The organism is Streptomyces sp. NPDC028289 (assembly GCF_055565975.1).
Genome location: NZ_JBVHTI010000015.1, coordinates 70,983 through 92,103 on the forward strand (window position 1 = coordinate 70,983; position 21,121 = coordinate 92,103).

Annotated in this window: 14 protein-coding genes and 4 pseudogenes; 6 read left to right on the forward strand and 12 right to left on the reverse strand. The window is 68.5% G+C overall.

Annotated features, from left to right (window positions below):
- Positions 1-26 precede the first annotated feature (26 nt).
- Positions 27-4,838 (reverse strand): hypothetical protein, encoded by a 4,812-nt coding sequence (locus tag ACZ4UV_RS48720; RefSeq protein WP_467848517.1) that lies wholly within the window; start codon positions 4,836-4,838, stop codon positions 27-29.
- 21 nt (positions 4,839-4,859) lie between these two features.
- Positions 4,860-7,802, reverse strand: coding sequence for a hypothetical protein (locus ACZ4UV_RS48725; protein WP_467848521.1), 2,943 nt, complete (start codon positions 7,800-7,802; stop codon positions 4,860-4,862).
- 108 nt (positions 7,803-7,910) lie between these two features.
- On the opposite strand from ACZ4UV_RS48725, the gene ACZ4UV_RS48730 reads away from it, so the two are divergent.
- Positions 7,911-8,186, forward strand: coding sequence for a hypothetical protein (locus tag ACZ4UV_RS48730; protein ID WP_451022196.1), 276 nt, complete (start codon positions 7,911-7,913; stop codon positions 8,184-8,186).
- 75 nt (positions 8,187-8,261) lie between these two features.
- Here ACZ4UV_RS48730 and ACZ4UV_RS48735 read toward each other — a convergent pair whose 3' ends face one another.
- A complete protein-coding gene (locus tag ACZ4UV_RS48735; RefSeq protein ID WP_451022195.1) occupies positions 8,262-8,501 on the reverse strand; it encodes a hypothetical protein in 240 nt (79 codons plus the stop codon).
- A gap of 263 nt (positions 8,502-8,764) precedes the next feature.
- On the opposite strand from ACZ4UV_RS48735, the gene ACZ4UV_RS48740 reads away from it, so the two are divergent.
- On the forward strand, positions 8,765-10,030 hold the full coding sequence (locus ACZ4UV_RS48740) for a hypothetical protein (RefSeq protein WP_467848530.1): 1,266 nt from the start codon (positions 8,765-8,767) through the stop codon (positions 10,028-10,030).
- A 31-nt stretch (positions 10,031-10,061) separates the two neighbouring features.
- On the opposite strand, the gene ACZ4UV_RS48745 is transcribed toward ACZ4UV_RS48740, so the two are convergent.
- On the reverse strand, positions 10,062-10,466 hold the full coding sequence (locus ACZ4UV_RS48745; protein WP_467848534.1) for a helix-turn-helix transcriptional regulator: 405 nt from the start codon (positions 10,464-10,466) through the stop codon (positions 10,062-10,064).
- Between ACZ4UV_RS48745 and ACZ4UV_RS48750 the strand changes: the two are divergent.
- Positions 10,369-10,731 (forward strand): annotated as a pseudogene (locus ACZ4UV_RS48750) (SMI1/KNR4 family protein); the annotation flags it as partial. The gene ACZ4UV_RS48745 and the pseudogene ACZ4UV_RS48750 sit on opposite strands and share 98 nt — an antisense overlap.
- A 476-nt stretch (positions 10,732-11,207) precedes the next feature.
- On the opposite strand, the gene ACZ4UV_RS48755 reads toward ACZ4UV_RS48750, so the two are convergent.
- Positions 11,208-11,798: a hypothetical protein gene (locus ACZ4UV_RS48755; RefSeq protein ID WP_451022372.1), complete on the reverse strand. Its 591-nt coding sequence runs from the start codon at positions 11,796-11,798 to the stop codon at positions 11,208-11,210.
- Positions 11,799-12,517: 719 nt separating this feature from the next.
- On the opposite strand from ACZ4UV_RS48755, the gene ACZ4UV_RS48760 reads away from it, so the two are divergent.
- The gene (locus ACZ4UV_RS48760; RefSeq protein ID WP_467848539.1) at positions 12,518-13,054 is read left to right on the forward strand and encodes a hypothetical protein; all 537 of its coding nucleotides are present in this window, start codon (positions 12,518-12,520) and stop codon (positions 13,052-13,054) included.
- Here ACZ4UV_RS48760 and ACZ4UV_RS48765 read toward each other — a convergent pair.
- The 3 genes from ACZ4UV_RS48765 to ACZ4UV_RS48775 form a co-directional block, all read right to left on the reverse strand.
- Positions 13,011-13,748, reverse strand: coding sequence for an IS5 family transposase (locus tag ACZ4UV_RS48765; protein WP_467848622.1), 738 nt, complete (start codon positions 13,746-13,748; stop codon positions 13,011-13,013). The two genes, ACZ4UV_RS48760 and ACZ4UV_RS48765, sit on opposite strands and share 44 nt — an antisense overlap.
- Positions 13,749-14,156: 408 nt before the next feature.
- Complete coding sequence (locus tag ACZ4UV_RS48770) at positions 14,157-14,897, reverse strand: hypothetical protein (protein ID WP_467848543.1); 741 nt, start codon at positions 14,895-14,897, stop codon at positions 14,157-14,159.
- A gap of 103 nt (positions 14,898-15,000) precedes the next feature.
- Positions 15,001-15,306, reverse strand: coding sequence for a hypothetical protein (locus ACZ4UV_RS48775; protein ID WP_451022375.1), 306 nt, complete (start codon positions 15,304-15,306; stop codon positions 15,001-15,003).
- A 63-nt stretch (positions 15,307-15,369) separates the two neighbouring features.
- Here ACZ4UV_RS48775 and ACZ4UV_RS48780 point away from each other — a divergent pair, with 63 nt between their 5' ends.
- Positions 15,370-17,952, forward strand: a complete 2,583-nt coding sequence (locus tag ACZ4UV_RS48780; RefSeq protein ID WP_467848547.1) for a helix-turn-helix domain-containing protein — start codon at positions 15,370-15,372, stop codon at positions 17,950-17,952.
- Positions 17,953-17,961: 9 nt separating this feature from the next.
- Here ACZ4UV_RS48780 and ACZ4UV_RS48785 read toward each other — a convergent pair.
- The 4 genes and pseudogenes from ACZ4UV_RS48785 to ACZ4UV_RS48800 form a co-directional block, all read right to left on the reverse strand.
- A protein-coding gene (locus ACZ4UV_RS48785; RefSeq protein ID WP_467848551.1) for an IS5 family transposase occupies positions 17,962-18,779 on the reverse strand; the annotation gives its coding sequence in 2 pieces (ribosomal slippage) (positions 17,962-18,437 and positions 18,437-18,779; 819 coding nt in all).
- Between the two features lie 72 nt (positions 18,780-18,851).
- A complete protein-coding gene (locus tag ACZ4UV_RS48790; protein WP_451020768.1) occupies positions 18,852-19,454 on the reverse strand; it encodes an O-methyltransferase in 603 nt (200 codons plus the stop codon).
- A gap of 8 nt (positions 19,455-19,462) precedes the next feature.
- Positions 19,463-20,213, reverse strand: a pseudogene (locus ACZ4UV_RS48795) (IS5 family transposase).
- Positions 20,214-20,366: 153 nt separating this feature from the next.
- Positions 20,367-20,450 (reverse strand): annotated as a pseudogene (locus ACZ4UV_RS48800) (kinase); the annotation flags it as partial.
- Here ACZ4UV_RS48800 and ACZ4UV_RS48805 point away from each other — a divergent pair.
- Positions 20,446-20,991 (forward strand): annotated as a pseudogene (locus ACZ4UV_RS48805) (ADP-ribosylglycohydrolase family protein); the annotation flags it as partial. The pseudogenes ACZ4UV_RS48800 and ACZ4UV_RS48805 sit on opposite strands and share 5 nt — an antisense overlap.
- Positions 20,992-21,121: the final 130 nt, after the last annotated feature.

Sequence of the window (21,121 nt, forward strand, 5' to 3'; positions counted from 1 at the left end):
CCCTCACCAGGCGAGACCACCGCAGGTCAGTCGTGACGGAACCCGCCGAATCCGCCACCGTGGTCACCCGGCCCACCGTGATCGTGGTCACCCGGCCCACCGTGATCGTGACCGTCGCCGTGGTCGTGGTCGTGGTCGCCGCCCGGGCCGCCCGGCCTCGGCGGGAGTTCGACGGTGTCGCAGTAGATCACCGGCCCCGGCGTCGTGAGCGAAATGGGGACGTCGGGGCGGATTCCCTCGGTTTCGAGGACCAGCACCCGCAGCGGCCCACGCCGTCCGGGCGGTAGCGGGATCTGGCCCGTGTAGAAGGGCGTGTGAGAGGACTCTGCGTCCACCGAGGTGAGTTGGATGGTGGTGTCGTCGAGGGTCACCCAGCCAAGGTCGTCGTCGTCGACCAGACGGTTGCGGCGTTGCAGCGTGGCGGTGATGCGTGGCGACAGGGAGCCGGTGGGGTCCCAGGAAGGTCCGCTGACGCTGACCGTCAACGGATCGCCGAGCGTGACCCGCAACTCGCGGTCGGGCAGGGTGCGCACCAGGTCGGCGAGGACGGTCTTGGAGATCTCGGCGCCGGGAACGGATTCCGGCTGGTAGCGGACGAGGGCGAGCCGCACGAAGGGAAGACACGTGTCCCCGGTGTCCAGATCCAGGTCACAGAACCAGCGGCCGGCCTTGTCCGGGTCATCGCCGGGCTTCGGAACGGCCTTCTCGAACCGTGGGGCGAAGCCGACGACCAGTACGGGGAGTTCGATCGAGGGAGGATCGAGAGGGAGCGGCTTCGGGGTCTGCTGCACCGCGTTGGTGAACATCTCCGGGGTCGGGGACACGACCGGTGCGGAACGGTGAATGGGGTCGCGACCCATCAGGGTGACCCAGGCATCCCGTACGGACGTGGGGTCGCCTCCCGGCGGTTCGCCGAGAACCACGCCGAGCAGTTCGCCGTCTCCGGAGGAGTACCAGGGGCGGTCCAGGTAGACCCGGATCCCGCGACCGTGCCGACGGTGGACGATGACGCCGGGCGGTCCTTGGACCTCCTCCAGGGTGAGGGTGGGCACGCAGTACTGCAGTCGCGGCGCCGTGGGGCGTGCACTGCTCGGTACGGAGTGTTCCTGCGGCCGCCCCGCCACGGTCAGCACGTTCTTGCCCGGCGCGGCGAACTCCGCCGGAAAGTAGTCGGCGAACTTGCTGCTGGCCATCGGGTGGTAGCGCACCGCCCGGTGTTTGGTGTCGCCGAACTCGTGCTTACCGGGGTTGGGTGGGCCGGGGTGCTTGTCCGGGTCCGCCACCGCATCCGCGGCGTCAGCCTTCGCCTTCTTCTCCGCCGCCTCGGTATTGAAGGTCAGGACGTCGGCCCGGAGGAGGGCGGGTTCGGCGCCCGGGTCGCCCGTCTGGCTCGCCGCCCACGCCGTCAACAGGTCAAAGACCGGGGCGGTCATCTCGCGGGTGTCGCGGCCCTCGCGGCCGGCGTCCCGCACCTCGGTCCACTCGGCTATCAGGTCGACCCGGTCCGTACTGGCCTCGTCCAGTGCGATGGCCCCGGAGAGGTGTTCCGCGGTCGCTCCGAGGGGACGCAGGGTCGTCGGCGGCACCGGCTGCACGAGGCTCAGCACCGGTGTCTTCAAGGGCAGTTGGACCGCGTGGACCAGTGTCAGTTCCTGCCAGGGGGTGAACATCCAGTGCCGACTGGCGGCGGCCAGTGCCAGCACGTCGTCGGTGCGCCGCGCTGCCGCCGCCCTCCTCGCCGCACCTTCCCCCTCACCCTCCCTCGCGAGCCTCGGTGCCGATTCCTGCCGCTTCCGGCACCAGCCGGCCACGCCCATGATGTGCTCGTCGAAGTCGATCCTGGAACACACCCGGACGGTCGCCACGGCGCCCTTCGGCAGCGAGACGGTCAGCACCCGGGACGCCTCGTCGAAGCGCGGCGGCGCGGTGCCCTCGGCCAGTCGCAGCCTGAGGGAGCGCGGGCGGTGCCAGACGTCGCCGTCCCAGGGGACCGGGAAGGGCTGCCCCTCGGGCATGCCCGGCAGGTCCAGGAAGACCGCGCCCGTGGACAACGGATCGGGGAGGTAGGGGAGTTCGACCTGCTGGCCCGTGTGCAGCACGGTGTTCGCCGGATTCTCGGGGTCCGCCGCCGGCGACTTGATCGTCTTCACTTCGACGTCCGGCTGGGACGGGTCGCTCAGCGAGCCGCTCTCCCGAACGGCCAGGTCGTAGACCGCGTTCTGTACGTTCGCGTCCGTGGATCCGATGGCCTCGTCCAGCAGCCCGTGCCACTCGATGCAGCGCAGCGACGCCTTCGGTGCCACCACATGGCGTTCGTCGGTTCCCCGGTAGGGGTCGTGGGCTCCCGACGTGACCGGCGACGACCGGTTGAAGTCCGCGGCGTACTGCTCCGCCGTCATACCCGCTCCGGTGCCGGCCGCAGTACCGGTTCCCGTGCCGGTGCTGGTGCCGGTGCTGGTGCCGTCGCTGCCGCAGTCGACGACGGCGAAGCCGCTCTTGCGGCCGAGTGCGATGAGAGTCGTACAGCCGGGTTTGCCGTCGGCGCCGCTGCCCGTGAAGCCCTGGGCACGTTGCTCGGCGGCATAGGCGGCCCTGGTCTGGTCGCCGAAGAATCCGGTCGGGCCGGCCGGGAGGGGATGTCCCTGGTCGATGAGGGCCCGCTGGACGATGCGTACCTCGTCATTGGTCATGCCGGGCTGGACATTGGCCCGGTGGACGGTGACAACCGGCGTCGTCCCCGAAGTGGCCGGCGGCGGGCCGGATCCCGGGCTGCTGCGGATCACCAGCCGGAAGTCCGAGGCGCCTTCCCCGAACCGGAACCTGGCCACCACGGTGGGCGCCAGAACGGGCTCGAACCTCTGGAAGGTCAGCAGCCCCGCGTCGTCGGGGAGCAACAGGGCCTTCCGGTCCTCCAGCCTTTCGACGGCCGCCCCGTCCCCGTCCGTTCCGTTGTCCGCCAGGTCGACCAGAGCGTCGGCCTCCGACTTGTCGAGCCCGTTGCCCGCCAGGTCGACGGTGCGTATGCGTACCCGGTACTCGTTGCCGAACCGCAGCCTGGGCAGCGTGCCGGCTCGCACATTCGGCGTGATTTCCAACGGCAGTTTCGTCTGCGCCTCGTTGTCGAGTGGCACCGGCTCGTTGGGGTGGCGGTCCTCGTCGAGCGAGCCCGCATCGGTGTCCAGCACCAGGCCCGGCCGGGGCGCGGACAGTGACCAGCCGTCCCAGGTGACCAGTTGCTCGGGCACATAGAGGTGGTCGGGGTGCATCGCCTCAGGGGGCGGTCTCAGCAGGTGGGCCTGGAAGAAGCCCTCGTCGGAGGCCGTGAGCAGGAGCGGGCCGCCGCGCGGCTTCCGGTATTCCACCTCGCGCTCGTGCAGCGAGAACCACTGACCCCGGGTCTTGTCCCAGATGTCCAGCCGGTGGCCGCGCACCAGGTTCTCGGCGAAGAGTTCGGGGGCGGGCACTTGGTCGGCTGAGGTGTGGGGGACAGCCCCCGGATTCTGCGGGTCGGGTGTCGCACCTTGCGCCTTCTGCTGCTCGACCACCCGGGTGAACGCCGCGTCGTGCTCGGCTGCCCGGGCGAACTCCTGTCGGAGGCTTTCCATGCGCTCGTCCCTGACCAGCGCGATCCCATGGGTCCGCACCGTGGCGAGCCCGGTGGCGCCCTCGGCGGGCCCGATCATTTTGCCTGCGGCGGCGTCGATGTCGGCCGGTTCGAGAGTGAAGTTCCCCTTCAGTTCCACCAGGCCGCGGGCGGGTGGCGTCAGCGGGCCGTCGGTCGGTACCCCGGCCCGGGGGGCGAAGGCGCGGTGGTCCGGAAGGAAGACATATCGCGTGCGAGGCGACACGTCGTGCGACGCCTCCTCTCCCAGTTCGGACTTCCAGTGGGGGATGACCTTCAGGAACAACTGCCCTGACGAGACGGGGAGCAGGTCGGCCGGAAGGCGGAAGTCCAGAACGAGTCCGAGGTGCCGCAGCAGGGTGGGGTGATCGCCGAGCCAGGTGAGCATCTGGTGGAAGTCGGGGTCGTGCTTCGCGGGTCGCGGTGGTGGCGGCGGTTCTTCGCCGCCGAGGGTGGGTGGCTGCGGCGGCATGGCGATCGTGTGGAAGCTGTGCAGGCGCTGGAGCTCCGCAGGCATCGGTGGATCCTCGTCCGCGGTGATGTCGCCGACCGCCGTGGGCACGTCTGTGGGGCCCACGTCGCCGGGACCCGCGGCGCCCCCGGACCCGTCGCTCGGGGAACCGCCATCCGTTGAACCGCCGTCGATGGAGCTGCCGTTGGTTGCCCCGCCGTCCGTAGGGCCGTCGCTCGGTGGCATCACCAGGTCTCTGGTGGGAGGTGGCACCTCGGGCGAGGTCATGGCCGCTTCGGCGTATTTGTCCTTGGTGAAGGTGCTGACCTCCTTGGTGGAGTAGGTCTGGCAGATCTGGTCCGTATGCCTATCGAAGGTGTAGGGATCGAGCGGCGTGCCGGCACCGAAGAGGGCCTGCCACAAGTGCACGTCGGGCAGCGGGCTCTGCGGCTTCAGCCCGGTGACGAAGGGCGTCGAGGGAGCGGGCGTGGTGTCGGGTTCCTCGTCCGCCTCGGTGGATGTGGAGGGCTCGACGGTGCCCTCGCCGGCGGCAAAATCAAAAGTGGCGAGTGCGATCTTTTCCGGCCAGCGGAGGAAATCGGGGAAGTGCGAGTCCAGCGTGAGGCGTTTCGTCGGGTCGGGCGGCTCGGGCGGGGCAGGCCCCAGCAGCCGCGGCGCGATGAATACCGACACCTTGACCTGCGTACCGTCGGCCGTCAGTCCGGCGGGCAGAACGGTCCAGTTGATCTGCTGTTCGAAGTCCATGGTGGTCTCCACGCGGCTCGCTCACGCGGCGAACGCCGCGCAGTACTTCGGCCAGTCATGCTCCTTCGAGAAGCACTGCGCGAAGGTCGGGTCGACCGGCGCGCCGGCGAAGGTCCGCTCCAGTTCGAGCGAAACGGACTTGCTGAAGAAGGCGATCCGTACGCTGACCGTGAGAGTGCCCCTGCCACGGACCATCGACTGCTTGCCCTTCTTCTCGTACGTGAGCTCCAGATAGAATTCGACGGACACCGTGACGATGCCCAGCACCGTCAGGAAGCCGTTGCACCGCAGGTAGCCGGTCAGTTTGACGTCGTCCTTGCCGTCGACCTTGGCGAGCATGAAGCGGATGCCCGCCATGATGGAGACCCCGCCGCTCGCGACCCCGAGGTCCAGCGCCGCGGCGCCGCCGAACTCGATGGCACCCTCGACCTCCTGCACGCCACTGGCGTCGACCAGCAAGGAGAAGTAGCCCCCTCCGCCGAACAGGGAGACCGTGAGGTTGAAGGGATGCTTCTGCTCGCAGACCGAGAAGCGGAAAGAGACCGGCTTGCCATCGAAGGGGATCGCCAGTTCGGCCGACAGGGCGAGATTGGCCAGGTTGAAGACGCCGAGGGGGAGGGTGGGAAGGGCGAGTGTGTATCCGGCACGAATGCCGGTGGTCTGGACGTCGATGAACGCGCCGGCGCCGAAGACATCGGCGGGCAGGGCGCTGCGGAGGGTGTTGACGAACTCCATGGCACCCCGGAATTTCAGCTCCACACCGGAGGCCGTCACGTCGGGCTTCTGCCCCGGGCCGGTCTTGAACTTCAGCTCCTCGAACTCCACTCGGGCCATGCCCAGGAAGTCCAGCGCGAAGTGGCTCAGGCTGCCCTGCACCGTTGACTTGTCGACGGCGTCCACCGAACGGACGGTCCGGGCGTCCAGGATCAGCGACGCCTTGGACACGTCGATCAGGGCGGCCGGGGGCGGGGCCAACGGCGGCTTCCACACGTACCGCAGTTCCTTGCCCTGTCCGTCGGCCAACTCGCGCATACGCAGCACGGGCGCGGGCAGCAGACCGTTCGCGTCCGCGAGTATGTTCTCGATCTGCTTGTCGCTCAGCTGCCGCAGTGCGCCGAGTTGCTCCTTGGCAAGGCCCTTCAGGTACTTACTGAGGTCGATGCCGAGCAGCTGTGCCCCGCCGAAAGCTTTCCTGATGGCCTCGATGTCGTTCGCGTCAGCCACCGCTCCGGTGGTGGGGTCCGTCTTGAAGATGTCGGGGATGACGCCCGCCTGGCTGGTGATCGTCTTCACCGCGGCATTGGGGCTGGAGAGTCCGCCCGCCTGCTCCGCGCCGAAGACGAGCTTGAGCGAGTCCGTCAGATCCAGGTACGCCCCTGCCGGATGCCCGTCCATGGTCTGCCGCAGATACGTGTCGTTGAACTCGACCTTGAGGTTGCCGGCGTTCGGGGTGAACTGCTCCACGGCGGGGACGCGGACCTCAGCGGCCGCAACACAGGGTTGGCCCACTACCGGTGCGCCGTTCGGCCCGAGCCGGAAGGTCAGGGAGCCGACCGCGTGACTGGTGCTGCCGGGAGCGCCGGGCGGGGGCTGCGCCATCGCCATTACCTGGCCATGCAGCTCCCGCTTCTGGCGCTGCTCCATCTTGCCGGGCTCGGCCGGTGTGTTTTCCTTCTCCGGATCGTAGAGGTCCTTCAACTGCTGCTGTTCATTGGTCAGTCCGTCGGGAACGAACACCATCGGCATGGTGAAGCTCACCTTGCGGGCCTCGGAATCCGTGCCGATCAGGGTGAATTCATGGTCCTTGCCGGATTCTTTGAGACGCACCCAGAAGGCCGTGAGGTCCGGCTCGTCCTGTTCGGGGGGCAGTGGGGGGTCATGAGGAGGCTTGGGCGGAATGATCAGCGGAGTGACGCGGTCGGTGATGCGCAGCACCTGGAACGGCATCTCGCGTCCCTGGTGCTGGAAGCCCTTGTCTGCTCCGTACGTCATCTCCGGCTGCTTGACGATGATGCGGTCCTCCCGCTGTAGGTAGGCGACGATTCCGTCGTCCGGACGCGCGATGAAGAGTCGCTTGTACTCCTGCATGTGCAGGGCCTCATGGCCCGTGGACAAGTGGCCGTGGTGGACGATGCGGACGTACTGGTCACGCCCCAGCCCTGTGATGTGGTCGTAGGCCACCAGAGCCGGGGCACGCCGATCGACCTCCTTGTAGCGGTCGAGGGCAGGATCTGACAACGGCTGCCAGGCACCGTGCAGATGGGCCGAGGTGCCCATGGGCGTGATGAGGAACTGCTCCGCGCGCAGGGGATCACTGTGGACTTCGAGCGGCCCACCTATTCCTGGCAACGGGATGCGACTGGTGAGGGTCACGAGGTCCTGCAGGACAGGCGCTACGTACGGAGCACCGGGTGGCAGCGTCCCGCCGTTCGTGACCATCGCGAAGGCCCGCAACTTCACGCTGCCGTCAGATGAACCGAGCCCGGCGCCGTCCGGTGCAGGGTGCAGCCGGACATGCCACAACGCGGTGCGGCCGTCGGCTTGTTGGGGTTGCGGTCCGCCCAACCAGTCCACGGGCTCGTCGTAGCTGATCAACAGCCGGGTGGGGAACTCGATGACGCTTCTGGGGATGCCCTGGAAGACCGTCGTCCCCGGCGTGTCCGGGATTTGTTGGCCATCGGGCACCCTGAGCGGCACCAGGCGCTCCCAGTCGAGCAACCCGTCCAGCGACAGCTCCAGCTCCTTGATGTCGGACGGCACCGAGAAGGCCAGCCGGGTGGAGCCGGCGGTGACTGCCTGCATGGGAGCAGTGACCTTGCTCAGATCGTCGGGGACCTCTTCCACCACATGCTGCGGCGGCAGACCGACGAGGATGAAGGCGTTCAGTGCGTCGGGGGCTCGCACGAGACGGTGGCGGGCGCCGTCGAAGTGCAGGCCCATCAGTGCGATGTCGACGACAAGCATGTCCGCCGGCCGCACCACCCGGAACGGCCCCTCCGCGACGTCCACCTCGTGCGGCGGCGGGGGTTCCGGGGGCCCACCCCCAGGATGCGGACCAGGACCGGGGCCGGGATGCGGACCAGGACCAGGGTGCGGGCCAGGACCAGGGTGCGGGCCGGGACCGTGCGGGGGGCCAGGGTGCGGGCCGTGCGGCGGACCGAACCCGCCGCCTGGGCCACCACCACCCCCACCGAACCCGCCGCCCCCGAAGCCACCCCCGAACCCTCCGCCGCCGGCGCGGTCGCCGCGCTCGCCGCCGTGGTCGTCGTGCTGTTTTCTCTCCTCATCGGGATGGTTGCGCAGCTCCTCCCCGAGCCTGAGGGACACAGGACGGCGGGTACGGAATGACATGAGGAACGCCTCACCCGGGCTCATGTGAAGAAGAAGAAGTCGTGCGTGCGGTGAGGCGCGACGAAGGCACCTTCACCTCTCTTCCACGCTCTCTTCCATGCTCACTCCGGTGGCGGACGCCCGCCACCGGGGAGCGACAGCCGCCGCCGCATCGGCGAGGGCGGCCGGGTACACGTCCCCGATCAGCGGCGAGGTCTCGCCCGGGACCTCGTCGGCCGCCAGGATGGGGTGCGACAGGCGCCGTTGAGACCGTAGGGCAGGTGCCGGCTTCCGGACGACCGTGAAGAGCCCGAAGAGGTGCCCCGCGACCACGGTGGGACCTTCTCGCGAGGTGGCATCGGCTCCCTTGGTGCCCGTGGGTTCCCGGTACCGGCGGACGCCCGACGGCGTCCGGGCCCGACTGCGGCCTCTCCAACCACGGTGACGCCCCGTCGAGTTGCCGGCGAGCGCGGCCGGCGGCGATCGGGTGCGGGCCCGCACCCAGGGGTCTAGCGTGGAAAGGGAGCCGCCGTGCCGCCCCTGACCCGCACGACGTCCCGGCCCCCACCCTGCCCCTCTCCCCCAGGCGGATCGCTATGTCCTCCACCGTTCGCATCGCCGGCGCGCTGCCCACGCCGGACGCCGACCCGAGCCTGAGCATCGTCTTCGCCGGCGGCTGGTCGGTGGGTTACGACTGGGCGGCGGACCACGTGGTCACCGCGGGTGCGCCGACCCATCCGCTCTTCCCCGCGCCGTTCGACCGTGATCTGGACGGCGCGCTGCTCGGCCAACAGGCCTTCAGTGACTTCGAGTACGTCTTCCAGGGCGGCAACTACCAGCGGATCAAGCTGGTCGGGCTGCAGCCGGACGGCGACCCCGCCTCGACGGCGGACAACTGGTTCCTGCCGTCCGACTGGACCACGCTCGACGCCGTCTTCCCCGGCGGTGGCGTGAAGAGCGGCTTCGCCTACTTCTTCCACGGCCCGGACTACATGCGCTTCGACTGGCCGGCCAACGCCGCCTCGGCCGGCTACCCGAAGCCGATCGGCCCGAACTGGCACACCAGCGGCGACTTCACGCACGACCTGGACGGCGAGATCACCGGCCTGCGGGCCTTCGGCACCAAGGCGTACCTGTTCCGGACCGTCACCACCATGGTGAACCAGGACGGCCGACGGACCTCGAGCGGTGGCTTCGTCGTGAATGCGCCGGTCTACTGCCGTTACGACTTCAACCGCGAGGTCGTCGACAACACCGTCACCGATCCGGCCGACGTCGTCGGGCAGTGGAACGGCCTCTTTCCGCTGCTCGACGCCGGACCCGCCATCGAGCTCGCGCTGGACTGGATCGGCCGGGCCGAAACGGCGGCCGCCGCGACACCGCTCGCTCCCGCCACCCTGACGGCGTTCGCGCATCACTTCATGACCAGGTCCCCGGACGCGACCGTGGTCAACACGGTCCGCGATCGGCTCCGGCAAATCCGCGAACGGCTCACCGCACTTCCGGACCAGTTCAAGTGGACGGCGGACCTGGGGTTCCCGGCAACGACCACGCCGGGCACACTGACCGAGATCGGGAACGAGTTCTCGACCTTCCACGGGCCCAACGGCCGGGCGGCGGCGCTGATCCACGAGGCGAGCCACTTCCGCTTCGACGCCGGCGTCGACGTACCGGAGTGGTCGGGCGAGGTGGTCGCCGGAGTGCAGCAGAGCCCGGCCGTGATCAACGGCGTCACCATGCCCCGCTACAGCACCATCCCGACCGCAGACGCCCTGGTCAACCCGAGTTCGTACGCCGCGTTCGCCCAGGAGACCGCGCTGGGCGAGGACACCCGGTTCGGTGCCGCCCGGCCCCAGCTCTGAACGTGGCGCTCATGGAGCACCCATGCGGTACTCATCCAGCGCCCGCCGCCTCACCTGCTGCCTCCCCCGGCGCCGGAGCCGTCCGCATGGCCACCCGGTACTCGCTCGGCGACATCCCCACGGCCGTCCGGAAGGCGCGGGAGAACCGGTCGGGCTGGGGGTAGCCCCAGCGGGTCGCGACGGCGTGGATGGTCAGGTGGGACAGGGCGGCGTTGGCCAGGTCACGACGGCAGCGGTCGAGGCGCTGCTGCCGGATGAAGGCCATGGGGGTGGTGGCCTGCTGTTGGCAGACGCGGTGCAGGTAGCGCAGGGAGATCTGATGGCGGCGGCGATGGTCTCCGGGCCCAGATCGGGATCCGAAGCGGCTCCAGGAACTCCTCGCCGAGTGCCCTGAGGAAGAAGACTTCGATGACATGGAAGACTTCGATGACGCCATGGAGGCGTGGGACGAGCGGTGGGGAGCGACCATGTTCGCCCCGGAACGCACCGCCGGCGCGATCGTGATCTCCCACCTGGGTTGCGCCCAGAGGGAGTGGCTGATCATCAGCGGCAGCCACCGCGGCACGATCTGGTCCGACTGCCGGGTGGACGACGTCGACCTCGCCCCGCTCCTCGGCGAGGACGGTACGCCCGTAAGGCTCGCCCGCTGGTACACCGACTGGCTGCAGAAAGCCGAACACACAGCCCTCTCGGCACCGTAAGGCCCGGCGCCCCGTGGTGCTGAACACCGTGGTTGGCCAGACGGGCCAAGTAGGGCGCTCAATCACAGCAGCGCCGTGACGGCATACCCCAGCTCACCCGCATGCCGTCTATGAGAACAAGTCGGACCGCGAAGCACTCCAGAGACGGAGACCGGGGAGGCGGAGACACGAGCTGTGCGACTTGGCCCCGGGCGGGCCGTCTACACCCCACTCAGCTGCGATACCTGCGCAGCAGAGGACGGGACGTCGCGTCACCTCACCCGCACTGCGTACCAAGGCTGGCGCGTTCTCCCCCGCTCGGAGTTCTGGTGAGACGATGCCGGTCCAGCGCCACAGAGCTCTTGGCGGATCTGGCCTTGCCGCAAGCAGCGCGGGAGCAGGCCGTCCAGCCAGGTCAGCCGTCTTCGGCGGCATCCCGTCGAATCTCGATGATCGGCAGCAGTTGGCGTGGGCCAGCTGATGTTCTGGGCCTTCGTTCAACGCCCCTGTCCCTGCCCGCGGCGCTGGGCGGGGCGTGACGTGCGGCGCGGACGGCGGGACTGCCGCGCCTGGCCCTCGAAGGGCTGGGCGGTGGGTGAAGAGAAGCCGCCGGGGATGCCCGGCCGTGCGGGAAGCGGCACCTGGGTTCCTGGCCCTTGACCGTCCCGGCGCTGGTCCGCGCGCGGGGGCCGGGCGGCGCGGGCCAGGATGCGGGCGTTGGGGATCAGCGGTGCGCACGCCTCACAGACCTCTGAAAGTGTCCACACGCGTCCGACGACGGGATCGTGCTGCAGGACCAGTGTGACGCCGCCAGCGCAGTGGGCGGGCGTGTCCGGGTGGGTGGCGCACTGCGTGGAGCCGCAGTGGCACCACGCGTGTGCGTGAACGGTGGCCACCCGTGCGTGGGCGGCGGCGTGCTGAGCGGCGAACGTCCGAAGCCCGGCCAGGTCCTTGGAGCGGGGCGGCATCCGGCAGGCCGCGGTGCTGCAGGTGACCGTAGCGGTCCGGTCGGAGTGCCCGGTCAGGCGGACCGTCCAGACCCGGCCGGGGACGCGGTCGGTGGAAGGCTCACTGGCAGCAGTCGTCACAGGCGTCCGTTCCTGAAGGGATCAATGGGGGTGGAGCAGTCCACTATGAGCTACCCGGCGCCGGTACGGCATCACCTTTGCGTCGGCACTCCGGTGTGCATTCAGCATCGTGGGGTTGCCGAGCACTACTACGGAAGCCGAGGCCGACCGGGATCCCGCAGCGTGGAAGCACCCCTGGCCCCGGCCGGAGGGCCGGGGCCACAGGACGTGCTCGTGGTGGTGAAGGGGTGGTCGCCTACGCGGCGGCGAAAGGCTCCATGAGGCTTCAGCCGAACGATCGCCCTTACGGGCAATGAGTGAGGCCCAGGGACACCGTCTCTTCCTGCGCGGCGATCTCCGGTTTGCGCTCCACCAGTCACAACCGGCTGATCCAAGCGAAACTGCCTAGGCCGCTCCTGCGGTCCGGTCATGGCCTGCGGCCGAGGCCCGGGGCGATGGTGGGGCCGGGGCCTGCAGTTCGTCCGAGTCGGGCGTTGCGGCGAGCAAGGGTCCCAGATCGTCGGCCGGTGCCTCTGCGGAGGGACGCCGTGGTGGGCTGCCATGTGGTGACCTTCGTCATCGGCATGATGCTCGCACCGGCTGCTGCGCCCCGATGCAGGCTGTCTTAGAAGCTGTTGTCTTTCTTGACGTGATCGGCGCGTTTCCGCTGGTCGGGGATAGCAGTGGTGGTTCCGTGGGAGTGGTGGCCTGTCGGGTCGTCGTTCCCCGGGAGGTCGCGGATGCCGTCAGTTGTTGGGTTGCTGGAACAGCACGAACTCGCCGCTCGGCGTCGAGTCGACGGGCTGCGGGAAGAGGCCGACCGCATCCAGGCCGAGCTTGCCGCGGCCGAGCTGGAATGGCAGGAGTGGGCGATTGCCCGCAGGCGGGTCGATACGGTGCTGGCTCCGGACGACGGTGCCGCCGCCGAGGCGGAGGTCACCGCGGATCCGTGGAATGCTGAGGTGCAGTCGACGCTGCGGGACGCGGCGAAGCCGAAGTCGCAGGTGCCGGTGTGGCGCCAGGGGCTGGCCTGGTCGGTGCTGTCGGTGGACTACCAGCGCATCCTCACGGCGCTCGCGGACCGGGCCCGGCTCCATCAAGGGCCGCTGACCTGCCAGGAGATGGCCGCCGTGTTCAGCATGGATGTGGTGCCGGCACGGGTGGAGGCACTGCGGTCGAAAGCGAAACGCCTGGTGGCCCGCGGCTGGCTGGCCGAGCAGCAGCCGGGCCGGTTCACCCTCGCGGCAGGCGTGAGCGGGCCAGGCGGCGGGTCATGAGCAAGGTCATCGACCAGTAGACCATCGCCTCCGCGCTGGTGGTGCGCCGCTCGAAGTCGCGCACCAGGCGGCGGCTTCGCATCAGGTGGGCGAAGAGGCGCTCGACGATCCACCGCTTGGGCAGCACCACGAAGCCGCGCATGTCGTCGCTGCGTTTGACGATCGCCAGGACCAGGGCGAACGTGGCCAGGCAGTACTCGACGAGGCTGCCGGTGTAGCCGCCGTCGGCCCAGACCAGTTCCAGCCGGTGCTGGACGTCGGCGACCTGCCTGAGCAGGACCTGGGCAGCGGTGCGGTCGCCGACATCCGCGGCGGTGACCATCACGCCCAGCAGCAGGCCGAGGGTGTCGACCACGACGTGCCGCTTGCGGCCGTTGATCAGCTTGCCGCCGTCGAAGCCACGGCTGTCCGCGCCGACGACGGCGTCCGCCTTGACGGACTGCGAGTCGATCACTGCGGCGGTCGGCTGCGCGTCCCGCCCCAACTCCTCGCGGACCCTCGCGCGCAACCGGTCGTGGAACTCCTTGACCAGGGAGTTGTCGCGCCAGCGGCGGAAGAATGCGTAGATGCGGTCCCACGGCGGGAAGTCGCCGGGCATCGCCCGCCACTTGATCCCGTTGTCCACGAGATACCGGATCGCATCGAGCATCGCCCGGTGGCAATACGCCTCCGGCCGGCCGCCCCGGCCGCGCATCCAGCCCGGCACTGGCAGCAGCGGCAGGACCCGGGCCCACACTCCGCATCCGTCATGTCCGTCGGGTAGCGCGGCCGCCGCGTCCCGTTGTCGGCGGCGTTTCCGAACCGGTGAGCCAGGCAGTCACACTCCCAGGTGACCGCGCTGGACTGCCCGGCCATCGGCACGCAAGACTGCTGCACCAGGGCCTCCTGCCGCTCGGTGATTCGACACCAACGAGCTGTTCAGGAGGCCCTGTTCGTATGCCCCCAGCGCCCCGCGACCACCCGATCGGGACGCCCGTTCGACGCTCGCCTTCCCAGACCGTCCCGGACCGTGGAAGGGCGCCCGACGATGACCAAAGCCTGCAGCGCGGCGGCTGGTCACAGCGGTGATCGATGTGGCGGCCGCGAGTCACGGCCCCGGACATCAGTAGTGACAGAGCAGGTCGACGACGACGGCTTCGGCATGGAGGCCATCGAGATAATTGTTGGCCTGCTCCCAGTAGCCGTCGCGGTCCGCATCCATCCACACACCGTCGAGGGTGACCAGGGCAAAACCGGGCACCGCGCACTGGACCGACGACTGCCGGGCTTCCTTGTGCTCCTGCGCGAAGTACGCGACAGGGTCATTGAATAGGAACGATGTGTCGAAGTGCGGGTCGCCCGAGACGGCCCGCTGCGCCACGTCCTGCACCAGCGGCTGGGCCAGGTGCTCTCTCTTGGCATCCGCCAAGGAGTAGCCGCCGGGATCAGACTCGTGGCGGGCGACGAAGTCGGACAGCGGGCGGGCCGGCGGATACAGCATGGTTAGTTCCTCCCAGGCGGCGAGCCTGGCATCATGCCTTACCGCCGCTCGCCGCCGCATAGCGCCGAAATCGAGCAGGTCCCGAGGTCCGCCGTAGCACTCCAGCGGCCCGAGGGCATCGAGCTTGGCCTTCCTGCGAGGGACGGTGGAGGTCGTGACGAGCCTGCGGTCGCCGTCATGCTCGGGCCGGGTGAGGTAGGGGCTCTCCGCATCGGAGTGGATGACCCACCAGTCCCACTGGCCGACCGGGTTCCAGTCGTCGGTGAGGTTCGCGTCATACGGCGCCATGACGGCCGCTATCGCTTCCGGAAGCTTCCGTGGCTTGGTCGGCGGCAGGCACACCGTGACGAAAAACTTGCTCATACGCGGGATCGTAGAACCGAGGTGCTGTTCGAGGCATCACGTCCTCAACCCACTGGACGCCCGTTCGGCCAACAAGCCACAAGATCGGTACCACAACAGCTACTTACTGCGGCATGTCGGGCTCGGGGCCGTCGGCGGCGTTCGGCTCGCCGGTCGTACTCCGGGAAACCATCTGGGACGAGATGGTGTGCCTGCGCAGGGTGCGTGAACCGGTGCGCCAGTTACTGTGCGCCGTGATCAGGCGTTGCCTTTCACCCGGTTCGGAGTCCTGCAGGACCATCCGCAGGGTGAGCACGTCGCGGATGATGCGGGCCAATTCTGCGACGATGGACTCACCGCGCCGAGACCGTCGCACGAGCAGTGTCAGGATTGCTGGTGCGCAGATCAGCAGCGGATGCAGATGCGTCATACCAGGGCCCTCCATGGTCTTTCAGTCGCGTTTGGGGCGAGACATGCCGGCCGGCACTGCACTATGGAAGCCTTCAACAGCGTTCAGAGGGTTGATGTGAACGCAGATGAACGACCTGGTGGGGGGCGGGGCGTGGATCCGGTTGGAGACTCGGGGGCGAACGCTGAGCTGAGCCACAGACTTCGGCGAGCCCTCACGAACAGGGGAATGCGGCAGTCGGATCTTGCTGCAAAGGCAGAGGTATCGAAGGGGACTGTCAGCAATGCCCTCAACCCGGACAGGGGCACCCCTTCCCAGTTCACGCTCGAGCAGCTGACCCGCGCGCTAGGCATCGAAGGAGATGCGCTGAGGGAGCTCTATCGTCTGCGGGCCGAAGCGGCAACCAATCTGCCGGCGCAACTGCGCGCCTATCTGACAGCGGCCCAACGCGCGGCACGGGAGCACCCCTACCCCGGTGTCCTACCCGGCATCGCTCCGCCCCTGGCCGCAATCTACTTGCACCAACGAGTCCGGCACCAGGCCCGCGAGGGCGACAGCCGCTGGGATACCGCTGACCGCTGGAAGGACCCATCGACCGGCATACTGCCCGCCCCTGAGCCCGCGTCAGCGTTCTCCCGTGCGCTGTTGGGATCGCCCGCAGGGCCGGAGGTCCCGGCCTATTCACGCAGGGTGTCCGCGGACGAGCGCCTGAGCGCCGACGAACTCCTGGCCCGGCAGAGCACCTGCCTGGTGACCGCGGGACCGGGAGGAGGCAAGTCCAGCCTGCTGCGTACCCTGTTGGAAGCTGGAGTGGGCGACTTTTTGCAGGGGCTGGCTCTCAGAGCGGCCCCAGTCTTGGTACCTGCTGCGGCCCTGCCGGGGCGCCCCCTGGCCGGTGCGCTGGCCGCGGCCGTGAATGCCGACCTGTCCTCGCATGGGCTGCTGGAGGAAATCCGACCGGAGTTCTTCCTGGCTCCGCCCAGCCCCGGGGTGTCCTGGCTGATTCTGGTCGATGGCCTTGACGAGATCACCTCGGCGTCGACTCGCCACGAGGTCCTGCGGGCGGTCTCGGCCGTCATCAACGGCAAGGACGCCGGACAGTACCGTTTCATCATCGCTAGCCGTCCGCTACCGGATGCCGAGATCGACTCAACTCTCGGTCCCAAGGCAAGCCGCTTTGACCTTCAGCCGTTCAGCTTCCCTGACCTGCAGCAGGTGGCCCGGAACTGGTTCTGCCATTTCGATCTGCCCGACCCGGACAGTGTTGCGGAGCGGTTCATGAGGGCGCTGACAGCAGCCTCGCTGGCCGACCTGGGGCGGATCCCGCTGATGGCCTCCATCCTCTGCCAGTTGCACGCGGTCGCTCCGGACAAGCCCCTGCCCGCCAGCCGCGGCCAGATCTACTCCGACTTCATCAGCCTGCTGTACAAGCGGCAGCACGCCGTCGGCGCCTCCGGGGTCCGCGAACAGGCACGCGTGATGCTGCAGCGCTACGGGGGCAATGCCCTGGCCTACACCGAAGGAGCCCTGGATCGTCTTCCTGAGGTGATCGCCCGTCTGGCAGCCGGACGCTACGCCGGCGATACCCGTCCCACCATGGCCGTCGTCATGGCCCAGGCCGAGACTTCCTGCCCGCCCGGTGTTCCTCATGACGAGTGGCAGGCTGTGCTGAAGAGCGCGTTGCAACGCAGCGGTCTGATGACCATGCACGCGGGTGAACTCGTCTTTCTGCACCAGACCTTGCTTGAGTATCTCGCCGCCCGCCATGCCTGTCGCAGCCCGGCATCGCGGGCCCGCACGCTGGAGAAGGCGTTCACCCACGTCAGGTGGCAATGGCCATGGTCCGCCGACGTCCTGGGGTCGGCCAAACACCTGACACCGCGGCGTCTGTTGATCCCGCCCCATGGCGACGACAGCTCCTACATCGGCTTCCTGATCGACGTGGCGCAGGAACAGGATCCGGAGGCGATGGGGCCATACCTGCAGCGCCTGGCAGCTGACGGGAACATCGAAGGTTGCCGGTTCCTTGCCGAACAAGCCCAGTTGGGAACGACGATCCCTGGCTCAGCAGCCCGTGCCGCTGCCGAGTCCTGCGCTCTGCTTGCCTCACGGCCGGCCCTGCGCGGCTACTGGCGGCTGGAAGCCGCCAAGATCCTGACCCGCATTGACCACCACACCGCCATCGACCTGTGCACCGGGTTGGCGGAGGATCAGAACATACGCAGTGACTGGCGGCTGCAAGCCGCGGAGATGGCCGCGGACATCGACGTCGCCTGCGGCGCCTCGGTGTTCTCGGCCCTGGCCGCGGACCCGACCGTGCACGCCAGCGCGCGCGTCCACGCGGCCCGCCGTGTCATCCGCTACGACAAAGAACACGCGGCCGACCTGCTGGTCTCGCTGGCATCCAACCGCGACCTGAACCGCGAGAGCCGCGTGAATGCAGCAGGAAGACTCGTCGATCTCGACCCGATCCGTGCGGAGGACGTATGCACTGCGCTCCTCGAGAACACTGCGCTTCCCCCGTACCTGCGCACAGCGCTACTCGACCTGTTGATACAGCTCGGCGATCGACCACCCGAAGAACCGTACGAACCATTGCCTGAACACCCCGACCTCCACGGCCAGCTTCCGCAACAGACGAACGAAGCCCAACTCGACGACGATTAAGACCGCGTCCTACGTGGTCAGGCGGACGAGTCGCTTGTAGCAGCACAGGGCAGCGGCCAGGCCGAGAAAGGCCAGGTAGTTGCGGGGATTTCGCTCGTAGCGGGGGCTGAGTCTGCGGTAGCCCGATAGCCACGACATCGTGCGTTCGACCACCCAGCGACGGCGGCCCAATCGCTCGCTGGACTCGATGCCTTTGCGTGCGATCCGGACCCCGATGTGCTTGCCACGTAACCATTTCCGCGGGTCGGTGCGGTCGTAGGCTTTGTCCGCGTGTAGGCGCTGGGGCTTGAAGTAGCGGCCCCGGTGAGGGTCGTGTCTCGTTTGGTGGCCCTCGACCATGGGCTTCAGCCCTTCGCTGTCGTGGGTGTTGCCGGCCGAGACACCGACGAGAAGGGGCAGTCCGTTCGCGTCCGACAAGATGTGCATTTTGGAACCCGGCTTGCCGCGGTCCACGGGACTCGGACCTGTGTGTTCGCCCCCTTTTTCGCCCTGACGTGGGCGGTGTCCAGGACGACGCGGGTGACGTCGACAAGACCGGCGTCGTCGAGCCGGTGCACCACGGCTTCGTGGAGGCGGCCCCAGACGCCGGCCCGGGACCAGATCAGGAACCGGCGGTGCGCAGTCGACTTCGATATCCCGAAGCACGGTGGCAGTGACCGCCAGGCGCAGCCACTGACCAGGACGTAGACGATGGCCGCGAACAACGTCTCATCAGGCGTGTCCTGCGTCCCTCCGCCCTGAGGCCGCACCTTGGACGGCGGGATCAGGGGCTTCGTGATCTCCCAAAGCCCGTCCGGAACAATCCAACTCCATGTACCCCGCCCCATGCCGGGACCAACGACGCCTCACCACGTAGGACACGGTCTTAAACGTCGTTGCATTTGGCGATGCGACTGCTCTCAGTTGGCGGGTAGTCGGGTGCCGACGATCACGCTGAGGTCTGCCGCGAGGCGTAGCTCTGTGGCGCGAAGTTCGGGGTGTTCGAGCCAGTGCAGCCGAGACTGGTCGGGGGCGCCGTTGAAGCGAGGTGGCCATGTGGTGGCCGGGGTGAAGTCGTCGATCACTACCGTGCCGCCGGCGGCGAGCAGGCGAGCGGGGTCCGCGGCGCCGTTGCCTTTGGCCTGGCCTCCGCCGTCGAGTACGAGCAGGTCGTACGGGCCGCGCTCTTCGACGCGCTGCCAGTCGCCGTGGAGGATCACCACGTCGGGGCAGTCCCGGAAGACTTCCGCAGCGATGTGGGCTCGGTTCGGGTCCCGTTCTATGCTGGTCAGCCGGGTTCCTGGGGTCGCGCCGGAGGCCAGCCAGGCCAACCCGACGCCGCAGCCTGTTCCGGTCTCGGCGATGCTGTGGAGTGCCCCTGCGGCCAGCACCTGGAGCAGACGTCCCTGTTCGGGCCTGCAGGAGAAGGCGAAACCGTGCGTGCGCGCCGCCTCGACGGCCCGCTGGACCAGCGGAGGCAGGGTGTGGTCGTCTCGGTAGGCGTCTGTTCCCTGAAGCGACATGCCGCGCATTATGGCCGTGCAACCGTGCCGTTGAGTCGGCGGTAGCAGATGAGAGCGGCGGCAATTCCGGCGAAGGCAAGGAAGTGGTCTGGCTTGCGCTCGTAGCGCCAATGCAGGCGGCGTATGCCGCTCAGTCAGCTCACGGTGCGCTCGACGGTCCATCGGTGTCGCCCCAAGCGGGCCGAGGACTCGACGCCCTTGCGGGCAATGCGCGGCAGATGTTGCGATTGCGTAGCCATCGGCGCAGATGGTGGCGGGACCGGATGGGCGGTATCCCGCGCACCAAGGGTTCAAGGCCCAGGCTGTCGTGGGTGTTTGCGGCCGAGATGCCGATGGACAGGGGCAGACCGGCTCTCTCTGTGATCAAGTGAATCTTCGATCTCTTCTTTCCCCGATCGACAGGATTCGGGCCTGTCAGATCACCCCTTTCGTCGCCCTCATGTTCACCGAGTCGACCGCGCACCGTGACCAGTCCAGTTCACCGTTCCGACCGAGTTCGTCCAGCACCAGTCGGTGCAACTTGGCCCGGACCCGGGCCTTGCTCCACTCGGCAAACCGCCGGTACACAGTCGACCAGGACGGCCCGAACGATTCCGGAGTCTGCCGCCAGGCGCAGCCGGAAGTGGCCACGAACATAATCGCTGCCAGCACCTCCCGGTCGCCGTAGCGTGGACGGCCACCACCTTGCGGTCGAACCGGTGCGACCGGCACCACCCGCTGGAACAACTCCCACAACCCGTCCGGGACCAATCGCTCCATGATCGTCACAGTCAGGCAGGCTACCGATCACGCCAAATACAACGACGTCTAAAGCAGTAGGGCGACCAACACCAGCAGTACTACGCGCTCAAGATGGAGTCGGACGAACGGCATCTGCGGCACGAGCTGTTCGCCGACGTGGACACCGAGGTTGGCGTGCCGGGTGAGGGTTTCGCCGAACGAGACGTCCAGGTGGTAGCCGTGGGTCGGGCCGCGGTGGTCGGCACGCAGGCGGGCGTCGACCTCCGCGTTCCACTTCGCGGCTGCCGGCCAAGAAGCCACCATGGCCGGGGCCCGCCGTATCGCTGCCCTCACGCACGGGGACCGCGTGGCCTGGGAAGGCACCGCGATCTTCCACGAACTCATCCGCGTCACGTTCGAGGACGCCGACCCCCTCACCGCGATCCCGGACACCCTGGCTCTTGTCCACCCCGACCACCGCGACCGCTACGCCACCGTCCTCGCGCCCGACTGGCACCCCGATCAGGCGACCGAGTTCAACGGTGCCGTCTGGCCCTGCCTGGGCTCCGCCGTCTGGGCCCTACGCACTACCACCAGCTTCGAAGACGCGATTCGCGCGGCGATCGACCTGGGCGGTGACACGGACACCGTCGCCGCAGTGACCGGAGGCCTTGCGGGGGCGTATTACGGGCTGGATGCAATCCCCGACCACTGGACCCGGCCGCTCCATGTCCCGCTTCCAGGATTCGACGGACGAGTGCTGCGCCTGGCAGATCTGCTTCACCTTGCGCACCGCCTCCAAAAGGACCGTTGGTGAGACAGGTCTGATAGTTCACATGAACGGAGAGCTAGTGGTGTCGGAGGCCGGGCGCCTGGCGTTTGAGCGTCTGCAGGACCGGCTGCAGGGGCGCGGCGCTGGAGCGGCCCGGCTCGCCCAGGAGTGGCCT